Annotated in this window: 17 protein-coding genes; 11 read left to right on the top strand and 6 right to left on the bottom strand. The window is 64.6% G+C overall.

Features of this window, described 5'->3' with window-relative positions; all coding sequences use genetic code 11:
- Nucleotides 1–100 precede the first annotated feature (100 nt).
- Entirely contained in the window at nt 101–1,864 is a 1,764-nt protein-coding gene (locus tag GGD40_RS07180) for an acetolactate synthase 3 catalytic subunit (protein WP_179705900.1), read from the bottom strand.
- A 363-nt stretch (nt 1,865–2,227) separates the two neighbouring features.
- On the opposite strand from GGD40_RS07180, the gene GGD40_RS07185 reads away from it, so the two are divergent.
- The 11 genes from GGD40_RS07185 to GGD40_RS07235 all read left to right on the top strand — a co-directional run bounded on the left by GGD40_RS07185 (nt 2,228) and on the right by GGD40_RS07235 (nt 12,026).
- Nucleotides 2,228–2,791, top strand: coding sequence for an RNA polymerase sigma factor (locus tag GGD40_RS07185; RefSeq protein WP_012432361.1), 564 nt, complete (start codon nt 2,228–2,230; stop codon nt 2,789–2,791).
- Nucleotides 2,788–3,216, top strand: coding sequence for a DUF3619 family protein (locus GGD40_RS07190; RefSeq protein WP_179705902.1), 429 nt, complete (start codon nt 2,788–2,790; stop codon nt 3,214–3,216). The genes GGD40_RS07185 and GGD40_RS07190 overlap by 4 nt, the downstream gene beginning before the upstream one ends.
- Before the next feature lie 16 nt (nt 3,217–3,232).
- A complete protein-coding gene (locus tag GGD40_RS07195) occupies nt 3,233–3,997 on the top strand; it encodes a DUF3106 domain-containing protein (RefSeq protein ID WP_179743225.1) in 765 nt (254 codons plus the stop codon).
- Between the two features lie 12 nt (nt 3,998–4,009).
- Nucleotides 4,010–4,525, top strand: coding sequence for an RDD family protein (locus tag GGD40_RS07200; RefSeq protein ID WP_179705906.1), 516 nt, complete (start codon nt 4,010–4,012; stop codon nt 4,523–4,525).
- A 193-nt stretch (nt 4,526–4,718) separates the two neighbouring features.
- Entirely contained in the window at nt 4,719–5,660 is a 942-nt protein-coding gene (locus GGD40_RS07205; protein WP_179743226.1) for a UDP-2,3-diacylglucosamine diphosphatase, read from the top strand.
- Nucleotides 5,661–5,690: 30 nt separating this feature from the next.
- Nucleotides 5,691–6,722: a glycosyltransferase family 4 protein gene (locus GGD40_RS07210; RefSeq protein WP_179705908.1), complete on the top strand. Its 1,032-nt coding sequence runs from the start codon at nt 5,691–5,693 to the stop codon at nt 6,720–6,722.
- A 20-nt stretch (nt 6,723–6,742) separates the two neighbouring features.
- Nucleotides 6,743–7,441: a diacylglycerol kinase gene (locus GGD40_RS07215; RefSeq protein ID WP_179743227.1), complete on the top strand. Its 699-nt coding sequence runs from the start codon at nt 6,743–6,745 to the stop codon at nt 7,439–7,441.
- Nucleotides 7,442–7,752: 311 nt separating this feature from the next.
- Nucleotides 7,753–8,478 carry a TetR/AcrR family transcriptional regulator gene (locus tag GGD40_RS07220; RefSeq protein WP_134960478.1) on the top strand — a complete coding sequence of 242 codons (726 nt, stop codon included), beginning with the start codon at nt 7,753–7,755 and terminating at the stop codon, nt 8,476–8,478.
- 2 nt (nt 8,479–8,480) lie between these two features.
- Nucleotides 8,481–9,065, top strand: coding sequence for an LOG family protein (locus tag GGD40_RS07225; RefSeq protein WP_179705912.1), 585 nt, complete (start codon nt 8,481–8,483; stop codon nt 9,063–9,065).
- A 57-nt stretch (nt 9,066–9,122) separates the two neighbouring features.
- The gene (locus tag GGD40_RS07230; protein WP_179705914.1) at nt 9,123–9,869 is read left to right on the top strand and encodes an SDR family oxidoreductase; all 747 of its coding nucleotides are present in this window, start codon (nt 9,123–9,125) and stop codon (nt 9,867–9,869) included.
- 264 nt (nt 9,870–10,133) lie between these two features.
- Nucleotides 10,134–12,026, top strand: coding sequence for an ArnT family glycosyltransferase (locus GGD40_RS07235; protein WP_257030368.1), 1,893 nt, complete (start codon nt 10,134–10,136; stop codon nt 12,024–12,026).
- 17 nt (nt 12,027–12,043) lie between these two features.
- On the opposite strand, the gene GGD40_RS07240 is transcribed toward GGD40_RS07235, so the two are convergent.
- The 5 genes from GGD40_RS07240 to sugE all read right to left on the bottom strand — a co-directional run bounded on the left by GGD40_RS07240 (nt 12,044) and on the right by sugE (nt 16,904).
- Entirely contained in the window at nt 12,044–12,682 is a 639-nt protein-coding gene (locus GGD40_RS07240; RefSeq protein ID WP_179743228.1) for a DUF924 family protein, read from the bottom strand.
- Entirely contained in the window at nt 12,675–13,088 is a 414-nt protein-coding gene (locus GGD40_RS07245; RefSeq protein ID WP_179743229.1) for a group II truncated hemoglobin, read from the bottom strand. Before GGD40_RS07245 ends, GGD40_RS07240 begins: the two co-directional genes overlap by 8 nt.
- A gap of 26 nt (nt 13,089–13,114) precedes the next feature.
- Nucleotides 13,115–15,631 (bottom strand): ABC transporter permease, encoded by a 2,517-nt coding sequence (locus tag GGD40_RS07250; RefSeq protein ID WP_373565323.1) that lies wholly within the window; start codon nt 15,629–15,631, stop codon nt 13,115–13,117.
- A 62-nt stretch (nt 15,632–15,693) separates the two neighbouring features.
- Nucleotides 15,694–16,305 (bottom strand): DUF4126 domain-containing protein, encoded by a 612-nt coding sequence (locus GGD40_RS07255; RefSeq protein ID WP_035551846.1) that lies wholly within the window; start codon nt 16,303–16,305, stop codon nt 15,694–15,696.
- A gap of 278 nt (nt 16,306–16,583) precedes the next feature.
- A complete protein-coding gene (sugE, locus tag GGD40_RS07260; protein WP_105511605.1) occupies nt 16,584–16,904 on the bottom strand; it encodes a quaternary ammonium compound efflux SMR transporter SugE in 321 nt (106 codons plus the stop codon).
- Nucleotides 16,905–16,920 lie beyond the last annotated feature (16 nt).

A 16,920-nucleotide genomic window follows, 5' to 3' on the forward strand; every position in this document is an offset into this window, starting at 1 on the left:
TCCAGATGTTTTGTCGATGTCTGCGAGCGGATTCGCGCCGCTTCGCCCGCGTTCGCCGTTTTTGACGGCACGCGTGACGAAGCCGGCACGAAAGCCGTCGTTATAGATCTTCCGAACCCATGAGCATCTCGGTGATGCCCTTGCCGGCCTGGACCATCGGCCAGACGTTTTCGGTCGGATCGGTCTGGAAATCGAGAAACACCGTGCGATCTTTCAGGCGCAGCGCTTCCTTCAACGCCGGTTCGACGTCGGCCGTGTGTTCGACACGGATACCGACGTGGCCGTACGCTTCGGCGAGCTTCACGAAATCCGGCAGCGCATCCATGTACGAATGCGAATAGCGCTTGCTGTATTCGATCTGCTGCCACTGGCGCACCATGCCCAGATAGCGGTTGTTCAGCGAGATGATCTTCACCGGAGTCTCGTACTGCTTGCAGGTCGAGAGTTCCTGGATACACATCTGGATCGAGCCTTCGCCCGTGATGCAGAGCACGTCGTCGTCCGGGTGCGCCATCTTCACGCCCATCGCCGCCGGCAGGCCGAAGCCCATCGTGCCGAGACCACCGGAGTTGATCCAGCGGCGCGGCTTGTTGAAGCGATAGAACTGGGCCGCCCACATCTGGTGCTGGCCGACGTCGGAACACACGAAGGCATTGCCGTCGGTCAGCTCCCACGCCTTTTCCACCACGTACTGCGGCTTGATGATGTCGCTCTTGCGGTCGAACTTCAGGCAGTCTTTGGCGCGCCAGGCTTCGATGTCCTTCCACCAGTCGGCGAGCGCCGCGGTGTCGGGGCCATGCTCGGCCGTTTGCAACTGCTCGATCAGTTCCTTCAGCACTTCCTTCACGTCGCCGACGATCGGAATGTCGACCTTGACGCGCTTGGAGATGGAAGAAGGATCGATGTCGATATGGATGATCTTGCGCGGACGCGACGCGAAGTGCGCCGGATCGCCGATCACACGGTCGTCGAAACGCGCGCCGATGGCGATCAGCACGTCGCAGTGCTGCATGGCCATGTTGGCTTCGTACGTGCCGTGCATGCCGAGCATGCCGAGGAATTTCTTGTCGCTCGCGCGGTAGCCGCCCAGACCCATCAACGTGTTGGTGACCGGATAGCCGAGCAGGTCGGCGAACTGGTTCAATTCACGCGCTGCGTCCGCAAGGATGATGCCGCCGCCAGTGTAGATGTACGGACGCTTCGCGCCCAGCAACAACGACACGGCCTTGCGAATCTGCCCCGAGTGGCCCTTCGTGACCGGGTTGTACGAGCGCAGCGACACGCTCTTCAACGGTTCGTACTGGCACGGCGTCTTCGACACGTCTTTCGGAATATCGATCAGCACCGGGCCGGGACGGCCGGTACGGGCAATGAAGAAAGCTTTCTTGACGGTGGCGGCGAGGTCGCGCACATCTTTCACGAGGAAATTGTGCTTCACGCAGGGACGCGTGATGCCGACCGTGTCGCACTCCTGGAAAGCATCCTGGCCGATCGCGGCAGTCGGCACCTGGCCGCTGATCACGACGAGCGGGATCGAATCCATGTAGGCGGTGGCGATGCCGGTCACCGCATTGGTGACGCCCGGACCGGACGTCACGAGGCACACGCCGACCTTGCCGGTGGAGCGCGCATAAGCGTCGGCTGCGTGGACCGCGGCCTGCTCGTGGCGCACGAGAATGTGCTGAAACTTGTCCTGCTTGTACAGCTCGTCGTAAATATAAAGTACCGAGCCGCCGGGATAGCCCCAGATGAACTCGACGTCTTCGTCGGCCAGTGCCTTCATGAGCACGGTGGCGCCGATAGAGTCAGCTTCGGGATGAGGAGTCGTATCCGACGTGGAGAATTCCGCGCTGGGCATATTCATTTATTCACCTTTCGAAATTTCGGCAAAAATTTGATCGGGTGCTCTCTGCCGGGCTTGTGGCTCGGGTTCAAGCTGCGCGTCCAGTTGACAGGTGAGCTTCTTGGGCCACACCTCAATTGAGACAAATCACTTGTGTTGCGAACCAGCGAAGATATCTGCTGACGCCCACGCGGTCAAGCAAATATTGCCTGAGCGCCCTGCCCCCGAATCTCTCCGGTCTCTCCAGATCGACCGAAAGCTTGTTATAGAGATGCAAGGTGGATCACGTTTCGCCCCAGCGGCGCAAAAGTTTGTTAGGATCCGCGAGTTTTACGACATTTTTCGACCGATTACGCGCACGCTCGCTGCGCCGACCCCCAACGGATGGCATCAGACAAGGAACTCGCCGATTTTTTGGCGGGCGTCGAAAGGCGCGCATTCAAGCAGACGGTCTACGCCGTGCGGGACGACGACGCCTCGCTAGATATCGTGCAGGACGCGATGATCAAGCTCGCCGAAAAATATGGCGACCGTCCGGCGGCCGAACTTCCGCTGCTGTTTCAGCGTATTCTCCAGAATGCGATGCACGACTATTTCCGTCGTGCGAAAGTGCGCAATACTTGGGTGAGTCTGTTTTCGTCGCTCGGCAACGCCGACGACGAAGATTTCGACCCGCTCGAGACCTTCGAAGCCCAGCAAGGCTCGGCGGGTTCGGAGAGCAACGAACAAAAACTCGAACGCGAACAGGTTCTGCAGTTAATCGACGACGAGATCCAAAAGTTACCGGCACGTCAACGGGAGGCGTTTCTCATGCGTTATTGGGAAGATATGGATGTCGCCGAGACTGCCGCCGCGATGGGCTGCTCCGAAGGCAGTGTGAAGACGCACTGCTCGCGGGCCACGCACACGCTGGCGCAAGCGCTCAAGGCTAAAGGAATCACGCTATGAGCTCCCTGGAAACCAAAGAACTCGAGTTCGCCCGCCAAATGCGCCGCGCGCTCGACGAAAACGCCGCCAGCATTCCCACCGCCGCCGTCGACCGGCTCGCCGCGGCGCGCCGTGCCGCGCTCGCCCGCAAGAAGCCCGAAACGGTGAGCGCGCCGGTGTTCGTGCCCGCTTTCGCCGGCGCGGGCATGCCGGCTGGCATGCCGCCGGTCGAATTGCCGCAGCGCCGCCGCTCGCCGCTGCGCCGCTTCGCGCTCGCGTGGCCGCTCGTCGCGCTGGTCGTGAGCCTGGTGGGAATTGCCTACTGGGAAGACCAGCAGCGCACCGCCGAACTCGCCGATATCGATGCCGCCATGCTAAGCGACGATCTGCCGCTCAATGCCTACCTTGACCACGGCTTCAACGCGTATCTTTCACGCGCCCACTGAGCGGGAGATTCTTCGGGTGAGTTACAAGCGCGGCCTGGCCGTTGTTTTCGGATGCACGATCGCGGCCCTGGTGTCGTTCGCCGCGACTTATCCGCGCTTTTACCCGAGCCCGACGGGCCCCAGCACACCCGCCGCGGGTAGCAACACGGCCACCGCCAAGGCGCCCGCGCCCACGCTCGCCGTGGAACTGCCGGGCCTGCCCGGCAGCAACAGTCCGATGGCATGGTCGCGTCTCAGTTCGGCCGACCATATCGCGCTTGCACCGTTCGAACCCCTTTGGGATTCGTTCAGCGATGAACGCAAGCGCAAATGGATCAAGATCGCGTCGCGTTACCCAAAAATGTCGCCCGATGCGCAAAAACGCCTGCACGACCGCATGACTGAATGGGTCCGCATGACGCCCGATCAACGGCGCGTCGCGCGTGAAAACTATCAGGTGTCGAAGGAACTGCCGCGAGAGACGCGTCAGTACGCGTGGAAGACCTATCAGCAGTTGCCTGAAGAGCAGAAGGAACGGCTCGCGGCCAGCGAGCGCAAGCGTAGGCCGAGCGTGATCAGCGCGCCGCCGTCGGGGCGCACCGAGATCAAGGGCATCGATCGTCTCGTCAATGCGCGTGAGCACGGCGCGAGCGGCGCGGCAGCGGCCAGCGCGGCAGCAGCAGCGGCGCTGCCGAGTCCGGCCGCCGTCGTGCCGGCCATTCCCGCCGCGGGCAGTTTCGTGCCCGCCACGCCGCTGCCGGTTTCGCCGGCCGAGGCGCCGTCGATTTTCAACGGCTCCTGATCCGGCTCGCCCGTGTCCCAGCCGCTCACCACCCCGACACTGCCCGTTGATGCGCCCAGCATCGCTCCGACCGTTCGACGGCGCCTCGCGGCGCTGCTCTACGAAGCGGTGATCCTGTTCGGCGTGGTGTTCATCGCCGGTTATCTGTTCAGCACGCTCACGCAGCAACGCAACGGTCTGACTCATCACGACCTGCTGGCGGCCTGGATCGGGCTCGTGGTCGGTGTGTACTTCGTGTGGTTCTGGACCCACAGCGGCCAGACCCTGCCGATGAAAACCTGGCGCCTGCGCGTAGTCGCCGCCGACGGCGCGCCGCTTTCCACCGGTCGCGCGATCGTCCGCTACGTGCTGACGTGGCTGTGGTTTCTGCCGCCGCTCGCCTTGCATCCGCTGCTTGGGCTGAAGCTGCCGCAGACGCTGCTGATCGCCGGCATCTGGTTCGTGCTGTGGGCTGCAACGGGCCGCTTCGATCCGCAGCGTCAGTTCCTGCACGACCGCCTCGCCGGCACCCGGGTGATCGGTGTATAGCATCGAGCTAAAACGCCTCTCGCCCCCTCGCCTTAACCCCGCACGCCCCGCACCGCGCACGACCGTCCCTCGCCGTCGCCCCACCTCCCCGCTGCCGCCCCACTTCCCGCAGTAATAAGAACTTCTCGTGACTGTCACGGCACAGTCACGCGAGCCAGGCTCAATACGGTCACTGCAACTCGACGCGTGAGCCATGGACCCCAAAACGTCCGCGACTTCCCTGTTCCGCCAAACCGGCCCGAGCGTCGACCCTGTCGCGTTCCGCCCGGAACCCAACCCCAGTCACGGCTTGCCGCTGCCTATGGCCTCCTTGCCGCTCGACGCTTCCGCCGGTCATCACGACGACGACCATGCCGAGCCGCATCGTTATCGCACCATCTGGCTGTCCGACATCCATCTCGGTTCGAGCGGCTGCCAGGCGCCCTATCTGCTCGACTTCCTGCGCTACAACGAGTCGGAATATCTGTACCTCGTCGGCGACATCATCGACGGCTGGCAGTTGAAGAAGGGCTGGTACTGGCCGCAGGCGCATAACGACGTGGTGCAGAAGATCCTCCGCAAAGCCCGCAAAGGCACCCAGGTCGTCTACGTGCCCGGCAATCACGACGAAGCCGCGCGCCAGTTCTGCGACCTCGCGTTCGGCGACATCCACGTGCGCGGCGAGGCGTTCCACACGACGCTCGCCGGCAAACGCCTGTGGATCGTGCACGGCGATCTGTTCGACGGCGTGATCCAGCACGCCAAGTGGCTCGCGTATCTCGGCGACACGCTCTACACGATGATCCTGATCCTGAACCGCTGGTTCAACCGGATCCGCAGCCGGCTCGGCTTCCCGTACTGGTCGCTGTCGCAATACCTGAAGCATCAGGTGAAGAACGCGGTGAATTTCATCTCCTCGTTCGAACGCGTGATGACCGACGAAGCGCGCCGCCGCGGTTGCGACGGCGTGGTCTGCGGACACATCCACAAAGCCGAGATCCGCGACATCGACGGCGTGCTGTATTGCAACGACGGCGACTGGGTCGAAAGCCTCTCCGCGCTGGTCGAGACGTATGAAGGCGAACTCAAGGTGATCTACTGGACTGTGATGCGCTCCCCGGAAGTCGACGTGCAAAAGGCCCGGGCGACCGCGTAGTCCCTCTTAACTTTCATAGGGCCAACACCGATGAAGATCATGATCGTCACCGACGCATGGGAACCGCAGGTCAATGGCGTCGTGCGCACGCTGAAGAACACCACCCGTGAACTCACCGCGCTCGGCCACAACGTCGACCTGCTGACGCCGCTCGAATTCAAGACGATCCCCTGCCCGACTTACCCCGAGATTCGCCTGTCGCTGCTGCCGCGCCGCAAGCTGCACGAACGGATCAACACGTTCGCGCCCGACGCACTGCACATCGCCACTGAAGGCCCGCTCGGCATGGCCGCTCGCAATTACGCGATCAAGCACAAGCTGCCCTTCACGACCGCCTATCACACGCGCTTTCCGGAGTACGTGCAGGCGCGCTTCGGCATTCCGATCGGCCTCACCTACAAGTTCCTGCACTGGTTCCATAAGCCTTCGCTGGCGGTGATGGCGCCGACGCCGGTGGTCAAAACCGACCTCGAAAAATTCGGCTTCACGAATGTGGTGCTGTGGACTCGCGGCGTCGATCTGGAGATCTTTCACCAGATGGACTCGAAGGTGCTCAACAGCGCGCGGCCGATTTTTCTGTACGTGGGCCGCGTCGCCGTCGAGAAAAATGTCGAGGCGTTTCTGAAGCTCGATCTGCCCGGCTCGAAGTGGGTTGCCGGTGAAGGCCCCGCGCTCGCCGAATTGAAGTCGCGCTATCCGCAGGCGAATTATCTGGGTGTGCTGACGCAAGCCGAACTGGCCAAGGTGTATGCTGCCGCCGACGTCTTCGTGTTCCCGAGTCGCACCGATACCTTCGGGCTGGTGCTGCTCGAAGCGCTCGCCTGCGGTACGCCGGTCGCGGCGTATCCCGTCACCGGTCCGATCGATGTGCTCGGCAACGGCGGCGCGGGCGCGATGCACGAAGACCTGCGCGAGGCCTGCCTCGAAGCCCTGAAGATCGATCGTAACCATGCACGCGCGTGGGCAGAGCGCTTCTCGTGGACCGCGGCCTCGGAACAGTTCGCCGCCCATCTGAAGCCGCTGCCGCGCACGTCGTACCGAGAGGAAAGCGCCGCCGCCTGACGCGGCGCGCCGAGCTGTCCATGCCAATCAGACAATCCACCGCAGCGCGCGCCACCCCACGCGCGCTACGCGCTATCGACGGCGCGAACGAGACGGCGAACATCGAACCGTTCGACGACGTGAGCGAACCCGGCACGCCGGATCATGCGGAGCGCGCGCAGGGATTGAGCGGCATGAACGGCGCTCACGGCGCGACGCATACGGGTGCGAGTCGCGCGGACGCAAGCCCCGTGAACGCCAACCAAGCGAACACAAACGACACGAGCAACGCGAGCGAAACCCAGCACGAACCGCTCAGTCCCGACGACCCGCTCGCGCCGCTGCCCTTCAATCCGTACAAAGGCAATCGCGGCCTCACCCGCGCGTGGCACGCGATGAAAAACTCGCTCGCCGGCTTTCGTGTCGCGATCCGAGAAGAAAGCGCGTTCCGTCAGGAATTGACGCTCGCGGCGATTCTGATTCCGTGCGGCGTACTCGTGCCGGTCGAACCCGTATCGCGCGTGCTGCTGCTCGGCTCGGTGCTGCTGGTGCTGATCGTCGAGTTGCTGAATTCGAGCGTGGAAGCCGCGATCGATCGCATCTCGCTGGAACGCCATGAACTGTCGCGTCGCGCGAAGGACCTCGGCAGCGCGGCGGTGATGGTCGCGCTCGGCATGTGCGTGATGACGTGGGGGCTGATCGTCGGGCCGCTCGTCGGGCATTGGATCCGCACATGGTGACGGACGCTTGCGCGCATAGCGTGCGAAAACCGCCTGAAAACACGCGGAAAAAGCACTCGGCGCGCCGGCGCAAGGCGTCCGAAAGAATGAAAACCCTGAGTATCTGCTTGGTATAAGAACGGTCGGTTTATAATCGTCCGACAGTCCCACAAGAAAACGCTGGGTCGTCCCCAGGTTTTTCTTGCCCCGCAGGGATCTGCCGCACAACGGCAGATTTGAGGGCACTCAATATACCAACCGCGTCCGGGTGGATCACGCAGCAGCGGCATGCCGCCCAAGCGCCCAGCCCGGCGAAACCAGGGCCGGACGACATGGAAGCCAAACCTCCCCGCCGCACGCGCGAACGGATTCTCGAACTCTCGTTGAAGCTCTTCAACGAAATCGGCGAGCCGAACGTCACGACGACGACGATCGCCGAGGAAATGGAAATCAGTCCAGGCAACCTGTACTACCACTTCCGCAACAAAGACGACATCATCAACAGCATCTTCAGCCAGTTCGAGCAGGAGATCGAAAAGCGTCTGCGTTTCCCCGACGACCATCGCGCGACCATCGACGAAATGTGGTCATACCTGCAGTACATGGTCGATTTCACATGGCGCTACCGTTTTCTGTATCGTGATCTGAACGACCTGCTGGCGCGTAATCGCACGCTCGAAACGCACTTCAAGCAGATCATCAGTCACAAGGTGCGGTTTGCCAGCCAGTTCTGCGAGCAACTCGTCGCCGATGGTGAAATGGTCGTCACGCCGGAAGAGCTGAGCGTGATCGCCACTAACGTGGGCGTGATCGGCACCTACTGGCTGTCGTATCAGTTCGTGATGAACCCGCGCAAATACAACGAGCAGGAAGCGATGCGCGCGGAGCTGCATCAGGTGAGCGTGCAGATCGTGTCGCTGATGGCGCCTTATCTGCGCGGCCGCTCGCGGCAGATTTTCGACGACCTCGTGTCGGGCAAGCTGCCCAAGCGCGAGTTTTACGACTACCTGCCACCGAAGGAAGGCGCCGCGCCCCGCAACGAACCGAAGGACGTTTGAGCATGAAGTCGGTGTGTGTGTATTGCGGCTCCGCGAACGGAGCCAAACCGCTGTACGCGGACGCGGCGCGCGCGTTCGGCCGCGCGCTGGTGCAAGCCGATCTCGCGCTGGTCTATGGCGGCGGCAAGGTTGGCCTGATGGGCGTGATCGCCGATACGGTCATGGCCGAAGGCGGCCGTGCGATCGGCGTGATTCCCGAGCTGCTGGTCAACAAGGAAGTCGGCCATAACGGGCTGACCGAATTGCACGTGGTGCCCGACATGCATCATCGCAAGAAGATGATGGCCGATCTGTCCGACGCGTTCGTGGCGATGCCTGGCGGCGCGGGCACGCTCGAAGAGTTCTTCGAGGTCTACACGTGGGCGCAGCTCGGCTATCACCAGAAGCCGGTGGCGCTGCTCAATATCGACCGCTTCTACGATCCCTTGATCAGCCTGCTGCAGCACACGGTGGAAGAAGGCTTCATGCGTCAGACCTACTTCGACATCCTGCAAGTGGATGCCGATCCGGTCGAACTGATCGGCAAGCTGCAACGCTATCAACCGCCCGCCAACGACAAGTGGGCGATCAAACGCGACGCGGTTTGAATCTCGAAGTTTGAAGCTCCAAGCGGGCGCGCTCCGCGCCCGGCCAACGAGACTCCCATGACAAAAACGGTTCTGATCACAGGCGGCAGCCGCGGCATTGGCCGTGCGACCGCCCGATTGCTGGGTGCGCTCGGCTGGTCCGTCGGTGTGAACTACGCGAGCAACCGCGCGGCGGCTGAAGCCACCGCCGCCGACGTCGAACGCGCCGGTGGCCGCGCCTTGCCGATTGCCGGCGACGTCTCCAGCGAAGCCGACGTGATCGCCACGTTCGACACACTGCAGCAGGCGTACGGCCGCGTCGACGCGCTCGTCAACAACGCCGGTATCGTCGCGCCGTCGAGCCAGCTTGCCGACATGGACCTCGCGCGCCTGAAGCGCATGTTCGACGTCAACGTGCTCGGCGCCTATCTGTGCGCGCGCGAAGCGGCGCGGCGCATGTCGACGGCTCGCGGCGGCGCGGGCGGTGTGATCGTCAATGTGTCGTCGGCGGCGTCGCGGTTGGGTTCGCCGAACGAATACATCGACTATGCGGGGTCGAAAGGCGCGGTCGACACGCTCACGCTCGGTCTTGCCAGGGAACTCGGCCCGCAAGGCGTGCGCGTGAACGCGGTGCGCCCCGGCCTGATCGACACCGAAATCCACGCGAGCGGCGGCAAGCCGGAGCGCGCCGCCCAACTCGGCGCGACCACGCCGTTGGGCCGCCCGGGCAGCGCCGACGAAGTGGCGCAATCCATCGTCTGGTTGCTGAGCGACGCCGCGTCGTACGTGACGGGCGCGCTGCTCGACGTGGCCGGCGGCCGCTGAGCGCCGTTTTCCCCCGCTCTCATCTCCCACCAGCCGCTTCTCGCGGCGATCTTTTTCTCTCCTCCTTACAGATTCCCGTCGATTTGACGAGGAATCGCGGTCAGGTGCGAAATAGCCGCGCCGATTCCCGCATTTTCTGTAATCAACAGTAATAAACTCGGACTACAATCGCTGCGAATCGCATGGCATGCAAGCGCCTGCGACACCTGGCAAAAAACATCAGTAAGCGGCCCATGTTGCCGCCTACGGCGATTAGAGATCTTCATGCAAGAAAACCCATCCGCGCCATTGGGCACGGGCGCGGGTACGCCCAACGGCCTCCTCGCCGATGCAGGCACACCCGCACAACCGGCGCCCGACGCGCCGGCTCGTCCCGCCGATCGCGGCGCGCGGCGCTGGCGCGCGCTCGCCAAGGCGCGTCCGTTGCGCTGGATCGTCGCGCTGGCCATCCTGTGCGCGTGGATTCTGCCCGGCATCCTCGGTCATGAACCGTGGAAGCAGGACGAGACCTACACCTTCGGGATCATCCAGCACATGCTCGACACCGGCGACCTGGTGGTGCCGACCAACGCCGGTCAGCCCTTCGTCGAAAAGCCGCCGATCTACGACTGGGTCGCCGCCGGACTGGCGTGGATGTTCGGCCGCTACCTGCCCTTGCACGACGCGGCGCGTCTGGCCAGCGCGCTATTCGCCGCCGTGACCGTCTACTACACCGCGCGCGTCGCACGTCGCGCGGTGAATGCCGCAAGCTGGTTCGATCTGCGCGTGATCGGCACGCTCGCGTTGTTCGCCAGCACGCTGGTGGTCGTCAAGCACGTGCACGACATGATGACCGACGTCGCGCTGATGGCCGGCGCGGCGCTCGGCTTCTGCGGTCTGTTCGAACTGGTGCTGGTGCATTTGCGCGACGAGGCGCGTCTATTGCCGGTCGACGTACGTCGCCGGCGCGACGCCGTGCGCAGTGCCGCGGCCATGTTCGGCGCGGGCGTCGGCGTGTCGCTGCTGGCCAAGGGGCTGTTCGTGCCGCTGGTATTCGGCGCGACCACCTTCGCGGTGCTGGTGCTGTATCCGGCCTGCCGCAGCCGCAGCTTCGCGGGCGCGCTCGGCCTCGCCGCGCTGGTCTGTGCGCCGTTCGCGCTGATCTGGCCGATCTGCTTCTATCTGCGCTCCGAGCCGCTCTTCATGGTGTGGCTGTGGGATAACAACGTCGGCCGCTTTTTCGGTTTCTCGGTCGCGCAGCTCGGCTCCGAAAGCGAGAGCCGGCTGTTCGTGTTGCGCACCGTATTGACCGTCGGTTTTCCCGTGGCGCCGCTGGCGTTGGCTGCGCTCGTCGGCGGCGCATGGCGGCGCTGGCGCGATCCGCGCGTGGCGCTGCCGACGATCTTCGCGTGCACGGGTTTCGTCGTGCTGCAAAGCTCGGCGACGATCCGCGAGCTGTACATCCTGCCGTTCATCGCCCCGCTCGCGCTGCTGGCCATGCAAGGCGTGGAACGGCTGCCGCGCCGTCTGCATACCGTCTGGGACATGACGAGCCGCGTGCTGTTCGGCAGCACGGCGGCGCTCGCGTGGATCGTCTGGTCGATCATGAGCAATCCGGCGAACACGCATGCGTCGCTGCACTGGCTCGGCCGCTGGCTGCCGCTCGATTGGGTGCTGCCGGTCAAGCCCGGCCTGATCGCCGCGGCGCTGGCCATGACGCTCGGCTGGCTGTGGCTGCTGCCGGTTTTCAAGTTCGCCGGCAAATGGCGCGGCGTGCTGAGCTGGTGCGCCGGTGCGATTCTGGCGTGGGGGCTGGTGAGCACGCTGCTGTTGCCGTGGCTCGACTATGGCAAGAGCTATCGCGCGGTGTTCGAAGACCTCGGCGCGAAGATGAATATCGAGTGGAACGACGGCGACTGCATGGCGAGCAGCGCGCTCGGCGAATCCGAAGCGCCGATGCTGTACTACTACACCGGTATCGAGCATCAGCCGACGGCCGATACCCGCTCGACCGAGTGCACGTGGCTGATCATGCAAAGCCGCCGCGACAACGCCAAAGCGCCGGAAGGCGACGACTGGCGCCTGTTCTGGTCAGGCGCGCGTCCGGGCGACACGGATGAATTGCTGCGGGTGTTCGTGCGGACCCCGGCTGCCGATGTGAGCGGCGGCGGGGACTAACAGGGCGCGGGGCGCGTTCAGAACGACGATCCCCGTGTCTGTAGAAACGCGAGTTCCTCCGCCGTCGACTCGCGCCCCAGCACCGCATTGCGATGGGGAAAGCGCCCAAACCGCTCGATGATGTCCGCATGGCGCACCGCAGAACGGTAATACGATCCGCCCTGCGACTCCGCTTTCAACCGTTCGAACAAACGCAGCGATTCGCGCTGGCTGTCGAGCGTTTCGTCGTGTTCGAACGGCAGATACGCGAAGGCACGATGATGCGCGCCCGGCAACAACCGATCGGCGCCGCTTGCGACCATCTGCCGCGCGATCTGCAACGCCTGATGATCCGCCGCGAACGCGCGCGGCGTGTTGCGATGGCAATTGCGGGAGAACTGATCCAGCACGACGATCAACGCCAGCGCACCCAGCGGCGTTCGCGTCCAGTCGTCGAGTTGCGCTTCGCGCGCTGCGTCGATCAGCGTGCCGAAACGTTCGCGCAGCAGCGTATCGAAGGCGTCGTTGCGAGAGAACCAGCGCTTGTGCGCGTGGCCGAAGCCCGGCGTACCCGGCGCGTCGAACCAGCAGTCGAGCACGGCGCGCGCTTCAGGCGCGAGCGACGCGTGGTCCGCGCACGCCGCCGTACCCGATGTCGCGCCAGACCCTTCAACCATTTCGGTTGCGCATCCAGTCGGCGGTTTCGAAGAACGAACCCAGCAGACGCTCGCGCAACGGCTCGTCCAGACCAATATCCTGCATCGCCCACGCCATGCATCTGAGCCACTGGTCGCGCTCGCTCGACGCAATCGCGAACGGCAAATGCCGGGCCCGCAACCGCGGATGCCCGAAGCGGCTGATGTAGTGATCCGGCCCGCCCATCCAGCCGCACAGAAACCAGAAAAACTTGTCGCGCGAACCGTCGAGCGACGCCGGGTGCAACGCCCGAATGCCGGCGAAGTCCGCCTCGAGATCCATCAGGTCATAAAACCGGTCGACCAGCTCGCGCACGCGCGCTTCGCCGCCCACCAGTTCGAAGGCCGTCGGCTGTGCCGCGGACACTTCGTCGTCAAGATCGCTCATACCCACTCGTCAAACAGAAAGAAAAATCACGCGTCCCGCAGCGATTGCAACGCAGGGCGCGCCAACACATGCCGCAAGCTCAACCAGCCGCCGAGCCCAGCGCACGCGACACCCGCCGCAATGCCCGCCGGCAGCACCCAGGGATCGAAGCTCAGATAAAACTCGAACACGCGCGTGGCCAGGACATAGCCGATGATCTGCGCACCGATCGCCGCCATCAAACCGGCCAGCGCGCCCACCGCGACGAACTCGGCGATCTGCACCGCGCGCACCTGGCGATGCGACGCCCCCAGCGCGCGCAGCAGCGCGGATTCTCGCATGCGCTCGTCGCGCGTGCCGGCCAGCGCCGCGTACAGCACCAGCACGCCCGCCGCGAGCGTGAACGCGAACAGGAATTGCACCGCACCGATCACCTGCTCCAGCACCCGCTGCACCTGCGCGAGGATCGGCCCGGTGTCGATCGCGGTGAGGTTCGGATAGGTGGCGATCAGGCCGTCGATCGTCGCCTGTCTGTTCTGCGGTAAATGGAAACTCGTGATGAACGTCGCGGGGAAATCCTTCAACGCGGCCGGCGGCATCAGCACGAAAAAGTTGACCTTGAACGAACCCCAGTCGAGCTTGCGCACGCTCGTCACCGGCGCCTCCATCTGCAGGCCGGTCACATCGAAGCGCAGCGTGTCGCCGGGTTTGACGTTGATCAGCTTGGCGAGCCCCTGCTCGATCGAAATCTGCGGCGCTGTCGCGGCGCCGTACCACTTGCCGGCGGCGAGCACGTTGTCGTCGGGCAGCTCGGACGTGTACGACAGATTGAATTCGCGGTCCACAAGACGCTTGGCGTCGTCGCCCTTGAACGAATCCGGATTGACCGGTTTGCCGTTGATGGCGATCAGCCGGCCGCGCACCATCGGCGATAACGCCGCGTCGGTCACGCCGTGCGCGCTCAGATACTGCGTCACGACGTCGCGCTGATCGGGCTGGATGTCGATGATGAATTCGTTCGGCGCATCGGGCGGCGTCGATTTGCGCCAGCCGGCCACGAGGTCGTTGCGCGTCATCGCGATCAGCAGCAGGCACATCAGGCCGATGCCGAGCGCGGTGATCTGCAGCGCACTCGCGCCGCTGCGCCGCTCCAGCGACGCCAACGCATAGCGCCAGCCGATCCCCGCATTGACGCGCTCGCTGCGCACGAGCCGCGCCGCGCCCCACAGCGCAACTCGCGCGATGCAAGCGAACACCAGCATGCCGCCCGCGAAACCACCCGCGACGATGCCGCCGAGCTTCAGTTCGCCCGCCGCGATGATCAGCAAGCCAGCGAACAGCGCGATGCCGAGCGCGTAGGCCGCCCACGCGGTGCGCCCCGCCTCGCCCCATTCGCGGCGCAGCACGCGCACCGGCGGCACGCGCGTGAGCGGCAGCAGCGGCGGCAACGCGAAACCGAGCAACAACACGAGACCGGCGGCGATGCCTTCGAGCATCGGCCAGATCGTCGGATACGGCAGCACCACGTCGATCAGCGTGCCCAGCCACGTCAGCAACGCCAGATGACCGAGATAACCGAGCACCACGCCGACCAGACCGCCCACCAGACCGAGCCCGGTGAACTCCAGGATGAACAGCGCGCGCAGCGTCGACTGACTGACGCCGAGGCAGCGCATCGACGCGCAGCCGTCCAGATGCCGGCGCATGTAGCGATGCGCGGCCATGGCGATCGCCACGGCCGCCAGCAGCGCCGTGAGCAGCGACACCAGCGTGAGGAAATGACTCGCGCGGTCGAGCGTCTGGCGCACTTGCGGCTGGCCGTCCTGCAACGATTCGAGCGCGACGCCGCGCATCTTGCCGTCGTCCACCCGCTCATGCGCGAACTGCGCGAAATTCGCCACCGACGCATCCGTGCCCGCCACCAGCAGCCGGTACGTCACGCGGCTGCCGTAGGCGATCAGGCCGGTCGACGGCACATCGTCGGCGCGCAGCATCAGGCGCGGCGAAAAATTGACGAACGCGAAGCCGCGGTCGAGTTCGCGCGTGATCACCGCGCCGATCGTGAAATCGCGGCTCCCGACCTTGACCTTATCGCCGACGTGCAACTTCAACGCGTCGAGCAGCGCCTGATCGACCCACACGGTGCCGGGCGCCGGAATCGAACGCGTGGGATGGTCAGGCGCGCCGGGCGCCGGGGCGATGCGCAACTCGCCGCGCAGCGGATAACCGACCGACACCGCCTTGACGGCGGCGAGCCGCGAGACCGGCTGGGCGCCGGTCGAATTGACCATACTGGGAAAAATCGCCGTGGTGGCGGTGTTCAGTCCAAGCGCTTTGGCTTGCTGACTGAATTGCGGATCGACCGGATGATCGGCCCGCACGATGAAATCGGCGGCGATCATGCGCCGCGCGTCGCGCTCGAGCCCCTGGTGCAGCCGGTCGGCCAGAATGCCGACGCTCGACAGCGCCGCGACGGCCAGCACCAGCGCCAGCAGCAGCATGGTCAACTCGCCCGCCCGCCAGTCGCGCGCGGTCATGCGGAGCGCCTGACGCAACACCTCCATGCCGCTCAGCCCACGCGCTTTTACCGCGGCTGCGCGCGCCGTCGAACCCCGTACCGTTTCACTCAATCGTGCCTGCTCCTGGCAAAGCGCGACACCATATGCGTCGCCATCCCGCGAAAGCCGCCCTGCACGCCGCGCCACAGCCGCGGCAAGGCCCAGCCGGCCAGCATCAGGAAGCCGACCATCAGCACCAGAAACGCCACCGGCACGAACAGCGCGAGCAGCATGCCGCCGAACACGAGACCGTCTTCGGCGGTCGACGTGACCACGTTCGACACCGGTTCCGGCGACAGATTGATCAGCGCGCGCGTGCCGGCTTTCGCCAGATGCGCGGTGCCTGCCAGCGTGCCGCCCGCAAGCGCGGCGACCGTCAGCAGCGCCGGATCGGCATGGCCGAGCGCGCCGGCGGCCAGCACGGCGCCGGCAGGAATGCGGATGAAAGTGTGGATCGCGTCCCACAATGAATCGAACGCGGGGATCTTGTCGGCGAGAAATTCGGTGACGGTCAGCACGCCGGCCACGCCGATTACCCATGGCGACGACAGCGCGGACAGCGTATCGGGGAGATGGATCAGGCCGAGCCGGGCGAACACGCCGGCCAGCAGGACCGTCAGATAGAGGCGCAGACCGCTGCCCCATGAGAGGCCCGCAGCGAGCGAAAGTGATTCAAGCATGGCCGCCTCCGGGCGCGCTGTGCGTGCCGGGCGCTTCGACGGTAAAAGCAGGCGGAGCCACCGCACCGAAGTCGTCAGACCCGCGCCAAGCCGGCCGCGCCAAATAGGCCGCGGGCAATGTCAGGTTGGATTCGATCTCATTATAGCCACGTTAATTCGCAGAACGCAGAGACGTGAACAATTGGCGAATTCTAGCGGGCCGTGTGGCGGGTGGATTGACGCATTTTCCGCGCTTTTTGAGGCGAATCGTAAGGTTTTCGGGACACCTGGGCGGCGCCTCAATGCCCCGACGACAGTTTCAACCCGATCAGCCCGATCACGATCAATGCCGCGCTGGCCACTCGCGCCACCGTCAACGCTTCGCCCATCATCACGATGCCGAAGATGAACGCGCCGACCGCGCCGATCCCCGTCCACACCGCGTAGGCGGTGCCGAGCGGGAGCTGGCGCATCGCCATGGCGAGCAGCACGAAGCTGCCGAGCGCGGTCACGATCGTGAACACGGACGGCCCCAGGCGGGTGAAACCTTCGGACGTTTTGAGACCGGCGGCCCAGGCCACTTCGAGCAAACCGGCGATCAACAGAAGAAACCAGGACATGAGACAACTCCATGGT

Source organism: Paraburkholderia bryophila (genome assembly GCF_013409255.1).
Lineage (GTDB): Bacteria > Pseudomonadota > Gammaproteobacteria > Burkholderiales > Burkholderiaceae > Paraburkholderia.